This window comes from Pseudomonas sp., assembly GCF_035554175.1.
In the GTDB taxonomy this organism is placed as follows: Bacteria; Pseudomonadota; Gammaproteobacteria; order Pseudomonadales; family Pseudomonadaceae; genus Aquipseudomonas.
Genome location: NZ_DATMIV010000026.1, coordinates 1 through 8134, shown reverse-complemented (window position 1 = coordinate 8134; position 8134 = coordinate 1). Strand labels below are relative to the sequence as shown.

Here is an 8134-nt window from a genome sequence, read left to right as displayed (position 1 = left end):
TGGAACCGTCAGCCAAATGGTTCAAGCCGCCTGTGCGAATCAACGAGAGGATGGTCGGTTACTCCGCCAGTGGCAGAGGCCGGGGGCCCAACCCCAACCTGACCGCACGCTTGCTCGATGTCTACCCGAGCATGACCGAAGCACAGGCTAACGGGTTCATTCTCAAGCAGTGGCGGGCAGGCAAGAGTGAAAAAAAGATCTTCAAGCTCATCGAGGCCCGTCGCAAAGAATGGGAACAACTTGAAACCACATTGGACCTATGGCGGGGATCGCTAAGCGTGCCCGAGGCCCGGCTCCCGTACGCCCAAAGCAGAATAGTGACAGTACAAGCGCTGAAAACCTGCTGGCAAAACGCACCACTGGCCGCTGACGTGGCGGACGCCGCCAAGCTCTACATTGCCCCCTACGAACCCTTGCCAGAGCTGACGGCAGACTTTTCCCATGTGCGCGAACTGTCGATTGAAGGCAATGGCGTGTTCGACGCCAATGCCGACGTTTTCCTGTCGCGTTTTGCCAACGTCGAAACGCTCTCGCTGGGCTTGCAACACCCTTTCTTCGATAGCTCCGTATTGACCGAGCGGACACTGACCACCGTGCCTTCGGCTGTGAAACGGATGGCCAAGCTGAAAAGCCTGAGGTTCACAACGCCGACCAGGACATTGGCCAGCAATTTCCCCAAGCGATTGCAGGCGTTGACCTCTGTTGAAGCGCTTCACTTCAAGTTCACCGGTTACCTTCCCGCCCTGCCAAACCTTGATCTGAAACCGCTCAGGCAACTTAAAAGCCTCAGGATCGAAGCGCCCACTCTGTCGCAATGGCCAGCGTCCGTAGAGCGGCTGCAAACCCTGGAGCGCCTGGATCTGGTCAATACTTCTATCGCCGCCATTCCCCAGGCGCTCTACACCGGACATGAAAAACTATGGGCAGGGTTGTCGATGAATTGGTCGAAGTTTCCCTATGAGGCTTTCAAGCCTGCCTACGAGTACGTCAAGAACTATACGGGGCCATTGGGGCATCTGGTTGATCTGGATGAGATGGTTCGCGGTTACTGCACAGGTGAACTGCAGTTTCTGATCAGACAGGACGATTTGCTGTCCCGACAGTTCATGACCCGGTGGAGCACACCCGAAACGCGGCTCAAGGCCGTGGAAGCGTTACGGCTCGAGCACCATGGAATTTTCCGTTCGTTTTATCAACCGACGGCCTCGGGCAACTTGAGAACGTCTGCGCTACTGCCGCGCTGGCTACAGGTACCCAACTTCAGGATTCATTCCGCGCTTGAAAAAAACTGGCGCGCCGCCGTGCGCGGGCGATATCTCCCGGATGCCACCCAGCCCCATCCACTGCTTGACCCGACTCCCGGATATGAACGGGAGGTTCTGTACCTGTACTACCCCGAGGCGATCGACAATGGCAAGCTCTTCAGCGAATTGCCGACATTGCCGGTCGGAGCGTTTTCCCATGTGCGAAACGTAGAACTGTATACGCTGAGGGTGCCGGTCGAACAAATCCGCGGTTTTCTGCCGGCTTTCACCGGCGCGCGGGGGCTGACAATCGACGGCGCCGGCCTGACTGAGGTGCCGATTGCACCGGGCGAGCTCGAACAGTTGACAAAGCTGGATCTGGCTCGCAATGAAATCGAGAGCACGCCCACGGTTCAGCGCCAGCTCAATGGATTGAAAAAGCTTGAAAACCTCTCCATGCGAGAGAATAAGCTGACCGCTTTCGACGCCTCTTCGATGACCGGGTTGCAGACACTGAATCTGTATGCCAACAAACTGACCGCCTGGCCGACAGGTGTCGAAAATTTGCCTGATCTGAACAGACTCGACCTTCGCAACAACAACATCGGTTCGCTGCCCGATGCCGTGCTGGCGAACGACGCTCTGCTGCTCAAGATCCGTCTGGCAGGCAACCGCTTCACCCCGGCAGGCGAGACAGCCCTGGCAATGGCGCGGCAACGTATCGAAGCGGCCAAGGGGTTGCCCGAGGGTGCGTTGAAACTGTACGACACCGAATCTTCATCGAGTTACGTGGATTCAATTACCTCACCGCCTGAGACGGCGCTTTCTCGAACCAGCCGTTTACTGCCGCTACGCCCTCGCTCTGCTGCGGTTGAGGGTGTTACCGACCTGAGCAGCCGTGTGCAGGAGCTCAATCCGCTGCTTTCCAGTGAGCAAGCTGGGGAATGTGTAGCGCGATTACGCAAAGACGGGCTGAGCGATGCGCAGATCGACGCGCGCATCAGCGAATGGCAAGCCAGCGATGAGTTGCTGACACGCCAGTTGAACGGCTGGATATTCCGCTCTACGCCCAGACCCCGCATCCAGTCTGAGCAAAGCACGACTTTCGCGGCGAGGAAAATCCGTGATTGCTGGCTGGACGGGCTGACCGCTTACACCGACGACGCCGGGCGGACGCTGGATCTCAGCGGGTTGCAAACCGGTGACTTACCGATATTGCCCCAAGTGTTATCCCGCGTGCGCACGCTGAATCTGACGGGTACAAGATTTTCGCCGCAAAATTTCAACGAGTTCTGCGCGGCGTTCCCCGAGCTGAGCACCCTGGTGCTCAGCGGCAATCAGTTGCGAGTCGTGCCGGAAGGGGTGAGCCGTCTGATCCGGCTCGAACGGCTGGACATGAGCAGTAACCGGCTGGTCTCGGCGCAGAGCGTGTATCAGCAGGCAGGCGGGCCACGTCTGGGCTGGCTCGACCTCAGCCACAATCAGCTGGACGAATTCAATGCCGCTGGCTTCAGCCGTCTGCAGACCTTGAATCTGGCCGGCAACAGTCTGGATTTCTGGCCTGAAGGCGTGCTTGATCTGGCGTATTTGCAAACCCTGGATGTGTCGAATAACGACATCACATTCTTCCCGGACAGGCTGCTGGACAGAAACCATGCAAGGCTGGTGGCGGGCACGGACTTGTCGGGTAACGAACTGGCGCTCAACTCACTGGAACAGCTCAGGGACTACAGCACGGCGAACGCAGGCCGCGCCGTGATGGGCTATTCGCAGGCGGATCTGCAGCGTGGAATCGCACAACGTGAGCTTGAACTCGAAAACCTTCCCGACGCCGGTGCGGGTTCGAGTCAGGGGCCGAGTGGCAGTGGCGGCGCAACGCGCGTTGATCCGCATGCACGTGTCGAGGCGCCAGAGGTCATTGCCGATCCATCGAAAGACATCAGTGCGCAGGCGATGGAAACCTGGCTCGAGCATGCTGCGCCCGATGAGCGTGCGACCCGGCAGGCGCTGTGGCAGCAACTGGCCGAAGAGGCCAACCACGAGCCGTTCTTTCATTTGCTGACGACACTGCCCGCTACTCTCGAATTCAAGCAGTCGGGAGCCGACCTGACCAATCGGGTGTGGCAAGTCATCCAGGCTGCCAGCGAAAATACCGAGCTACGCGAGGTGCTGTTTCTCAATGCCCAGACCCACGGAACCTGCCCCGATGGGCGGATTTTGTCGTTCAGCGAACTGGAAACGCGGGTGTATGTGTATAACGCGCTGCGCGACATCCCGCGAAACCGCCTGGAGCAGCGCGGCCGAGCCTTGCTCAATCTGACCCGGCGCCTGTTTCGTCTGGAGCGGATCGACCGTCTGGCGGAAGCCGCGGCGAAAAACAAGGATCGTGCGGAGGTTCGTCTGCAATACCGGATCGGCATGATTGACGACTGGCCGGACGGCCTGGAGTTACCCGCGCAACCGAAACATATGCTGTATGACGCGCCGATTCACGGGCAGCGGTTAATTAACGCGCGTAACTCGGTGCTCGCCGATGAAGCGTCGGATCTGTTTCTGGAGGACCTGATTGCCCGCGACTACTGGATTCGCTATCTGGAGGATCGCCACAGCGAGGTGTTCGATGAGCTTCAGGCCAATGCCACGAGGCGCCAGGAAGAGGTCGAGGATGCGCATCCTGACCGAGACGACGAGGCGTCGATCAAGCTTTATGTCGACGCGATGAGCGCCCTGGAGGTGGAACTGGCGCAAGCGCGCATCGAGAAACTCAACGCCCTGACTCGCGCAGAACTGGCGAGGCTTGCGCCGCCCAGTGGAGGTGAACCGCAACCAGGCCCGTCAAGACCTGGACCTTCGCGCCGCAATTGAGTGAGTGAACGAACCTGAGAGCAGGGCGCTCTCAGGTTCGTGGCCGGGCTCAGCTGTCGTAACCCAGGTTCGGCGCCAGCCAGCGCTCGGTCACGCTCAGATCCTGACCTTTGCGCGCGGTGTAGCTTTGCACCTGATCCTTGTCGATCTTGCCCACGGCAAAGTATTGCGCCTGCGGATGGGCGAAGTACCAGCCACTGACCGCCGCGGCCGGGAACATGGCGTAGTGTTCGGTAAGAAATACACCGCTGCGCCCGGCGCGCATTTCCGCAGCTTCGGGATCGAGCAGGGTGAACAGCGCGGCTTTCTCGGTGTGATCCGGGCAGGCCGGGTAGCCGGGAGCCGGGCGGATGCCACGGTACTGCTCTTTGATCAACGCATCGTTATCAAGGGTTTCATCCTTGGCGTAACCCCAGTGCTCTTTGCGCACCTGCTGGTGCAGCCATTCGGCGCAGGCCTCGGCCAACCGGTCGGCGAGGGCCTTGACCATGATCGAGTTGTAGTCGTCGCCGGCGTCCTGATAGGCCTTGGCGACTTCTTCGGCGCCGATGCCGGCGGTGGTAATGAAGCCACCCACATAGTCGGTGACTTCGCTGTCCTTCGGCGCAACGAAGTCGGCGAGACAGAAGTTCGGCTTGCCGTCGGTCTTGATGATCTGCTGACGCAGGTGATGCAGTCTGGCCAATGGCTTGCCGGCATCGTCGTACAGCTCGATGTCGTCCTCATTCACCTGATTGGCCGGCCAGAAACCGAACACCGCGCGAGCGCTGATCAGTTTCTCGTCGATCAATTTGGCGAGCATTTCCTGCGCGTCCTTGTACAGTGCAGTGGCGGCCTCACCGACCACTTCGTCTTCGAGGATGCGCGGGAATTTGCCGGCCAGGTCCCAGGAAATGAAGAACGGCGTCCAGTCGATGTACTCGGCCAGCACCTTCAAATCGATATTGTCGAGCACTTTGCTGCCGGTGAAGGTCGGTTTCACTGGCTGGTAACTGGCCCAGTCGAACTGCGGCTTCTTCGCGATGGCGGCGGCGTAGCTCAGGCGCTCGGTGCGGGCGCTGCGATTGGACGTGCGCTCGCGCACATCGATGTATTCCAGTCGGGTCTTCTCGACGAAACCGGCCTTCAATTCCCTGGACAGCAACTGTGTCGCCACACCCACCGCACGCGAGGCGTCAGTCACGTAGACCACCGCATCGTTGCTGTACTTCGGCTCGATCTTCACCGCGGTATGCGCCTTGGAGGTGGTCGCGCCACCGATCATCAGCGGCAGATGAAAATCCTGACGCTGCATTTCGCGGGCGACATGCACCATTTCATCCAGTGACGGGGTGATGAGGCCGGAGAGGCCGATGATGTCGCATTTCTCTTCTCTGGCAACCTGCAGGATCTTCTCGGCCGGGACCATCACGCCGAGGTCGACGATGTCATAGCCGTTGCAACCGAGCACCACGCCGACGATGTTCTTGCCGATGTCGTGCACATCGCCTTTCACCGTGGCCATGAGGATCTTGCCCTTGGCTTCCGGCTTGTCGCCTTTCTCCAGTTCGATGAACGGAATCAAGTGTGCCACGGCCTGCTTCATCACCCGGGCGGATTTCACGACTTGCGGGAGGAACATTTTGCCGGCGCCGAACAGGTCGCCGACGATGTTCATGCCGGACATCAGCGGGCCTTCGATCACCTCGATCGGGCGGGCGAACGACAGCCGGGATTCTTCGGTGTCTTCGACGATGTGCGTGGTGATGCCTTTGACCAGCGCGTGTTCCAGACGCTTGTTGACGTCCCAGTTGCGCCACTCTTCGGTCTCGGCTTCCTTGACGCTGCCGTCGCCCTTGTACTTGTCGGCGATGGCGAGGAGGGCGTCGGTGCCTTCCGGGGTGCGGTTGAGGATCACGTCTTCGACGGCGTCGCGCAGCTCGACCGGGATCTGGTCGTAGATCTCCAGCTGGCCGGCGTTGACGATGCCCATGGTAAGGCCGGCGCGGATTGCGTAGAGCAGGAACACCGAGTGGATCGCCTCACGCACCGGGTTGTTGCCCCGGAACGAGAACGACACGTTGGACACACCACCGGAGCTCAGGGCGTACGGCAGCTCGTCGCGGATGTAGGCGCAGGCGTTGATGAAGTCGACCGCGTAGTTGTTGTGCTCTTCGATGCCGGTGGCGACGGCGAAAATATTCGGGTCGAAGATGATGTCTTCCGGCGGGAAACCGACTTCGTTGACCAGAATGTCGTAGGAGCGTTTGCAGATTTCTTTCTTGCGCGCTTCGGTGTCGGCCTGGCCGGCTTCGTCGAACGCCATCACCACCACCGCAGCGCCGTAGCGCTTGCACAGCCGGGCATGGTGGATGAACTGCTCGACGCCTTCTTTCATGCTGATCGAGTTGACGATGCCCTTGCCCTGAATGCACTTGAGGCCGGCTTCGATGACTTCCCATTTCGACGAGTCGATCATGATCGGCACGCGCGAGATATCCGGTTCGCCAGCGATCAGATTGAGGAAGGTCACCATGGCCTTCTTCGAATCGAGCATGCCCTCGTCCATGTTGATGTCGATGATCTGCGCGCCGGCCTCGACCTGCTGCAGGGCGACTTCGAGGGCTTCGGTGTAATTGTCTTCACGGATCAGGCGGGCGAATTTCGCCGAACCGGTGATGTTGGTGCGCTCGCCGACGTTGACGAATAGCGAGCTGCGATCGATGGTGAACGGCTCCAGGCCCGAGAGACGGCAGGCCTTGGGAATGTCCGGAATCTGCCGTGGCGCGTAACCGGCCACGGCTTTGGCGATGGCTTCAATGTGGCCCGGCGTGGTGCCGCAGCAGCCGCCGACGATGTTGAGAAATCCGCTCTGGGCGAACTCTTCGATGACTTTGGCGGTTTGCGCCGGCAGTTCATCGTATTCGCCGAATTCATTGGGCAGGCCGGCGTTGGGGTGCGCGGATACGTGGGTGCTGGCCTTGTTCGACAGCTCTTCCAGGTACGGGCGCAACTCACTGGCGCCGAGGGCGCAGTTCAGGCCGACCGAGATTGGCCTGGCGTGCGCCACCGAGTTCCAGAACGCTTCGGTGGTCTGGCCGGACAGGGTACGGCCGGACGCATCGGTGATGGTCCCGGAGATCATGATCGGCAATTCGATGTGCAGCTCTTCGAACACACCTTGCACGGCGAAGATCGCCGCTTTGGCGTTGAGGGTGTCGAAGATGGTTTCGATCAGGATCAGGTCGGCGCCGCCCTCGATCAGGCCTTTGGTGGCTTCGGTGTAGTTCTCCACCAGCTCATCGAAAGTCACGTTGCGGTAGCCGGGGTTGTTGACGTCTGGCGACAGCGAGCAGGTACGGCTGGTCGGGCCGAGCACGCCGGCAACGAAGCGCGGCCTGGCGGGGTTTTCGGCGGTCTTGGCGTCGGCCATCTTGCGCGCCAGACGTGCGCCTTCCACGTTCAATTCGTACGCCAGCTCTTCCATGCCGTAATCGGCCATGGAAATGCGCGTGGCGTTGAAGGTGTTGGTTTCGAGAATGTCGGCGCCGGCGTCCAGATAGGCTTTTTCGATGCCGCCGATCACGTCAGGACGGGTGATTACCAGCAGGTCGTTGTTACCCTTGACGTCACTCGGCCAGTCCGCGAAGCGTTTGCCGCGATAATCCTGCTCTTCGAGCTTGTAGCTCTGGATCATCGTGCCCATCCCGCCGTCGAGAATCAGGATGCGCTCTTTAAGGGCTTGCTTGAGAGCTTGAAGGCGGACGCTGCGATCGGACATGTGGACTACTCGGAAAGACCATTACGAAGGAGCGGGATCATAGCAAACCTGTGCGCTTTTGGAGCATGTGTGGCTTTTGCATGAATATCGCTCATGTACGCCGGCACATTTTTTGTTACGTACGGCCGGTCGAGCCATAGCCGGATACCGCAAATGCAATGGCCTGAAATGATTTGCTGATGGCTCCATTAAACAGGAGCAATCATGAACGCAATCTCTTCCAGTCCACCGTCCGGCCCATCGGCTTCGCTGGCTCAGCCGGCCG

The 8134-nt window shown here is 59.8% G+C and carries 2 protein-coding genes; one reads left to right on the top strand and one right to left on the bottom strand.

The window, feature by feature from the left end; genetic code table 11:
* Positions 1-50: 50 nt before the first annotated feature.
* Positions 51-4109: an NEL-type E3 ubiquitin ligase domain-containing protein gene (locus VNV36_RS13465; RefSeq protein ID WP_325718204.1), complete on the top strand. Its 4059-nt coding sequence runs from the start codon at positions 51-53 to the stop codon at positions 4107-4109.
* 49 nt (positions 4110-4158) lie between these two features.
* Here VNV36_RS13465 and metH read toward each other — a convergent pair whose 3' ends face one another.
* A complete protein-coding gene (gene metH, locus VNV36_RS13460) occupies positions 4159-7869 on the bottom strand; it encodes a methionine synthase (RefSeq protein WP_325718203.1) in 3711 nt (1236 codons plus the stop codon).
* Positions 7870-8134 lie beyond the last annotated feature (265 nt).

Excerpts from the sequence above, each read along its gene's own strand:
- metH (WP_325718203.1), bottom strand. The coding sequence starts at position 7,869 with ATGTCCGATCGCAGCGTCCGCCTTCAAGCTCTCAAGCAAGCCCTTAAA.
- VNV36_RS13465 (WP_325718204.1), top strand. The coding sequence starts at position 51 with ATGGTCGGTTACTCCGCCAGTGGCAGAGGCCGGGGGCCCAACCCCAAC.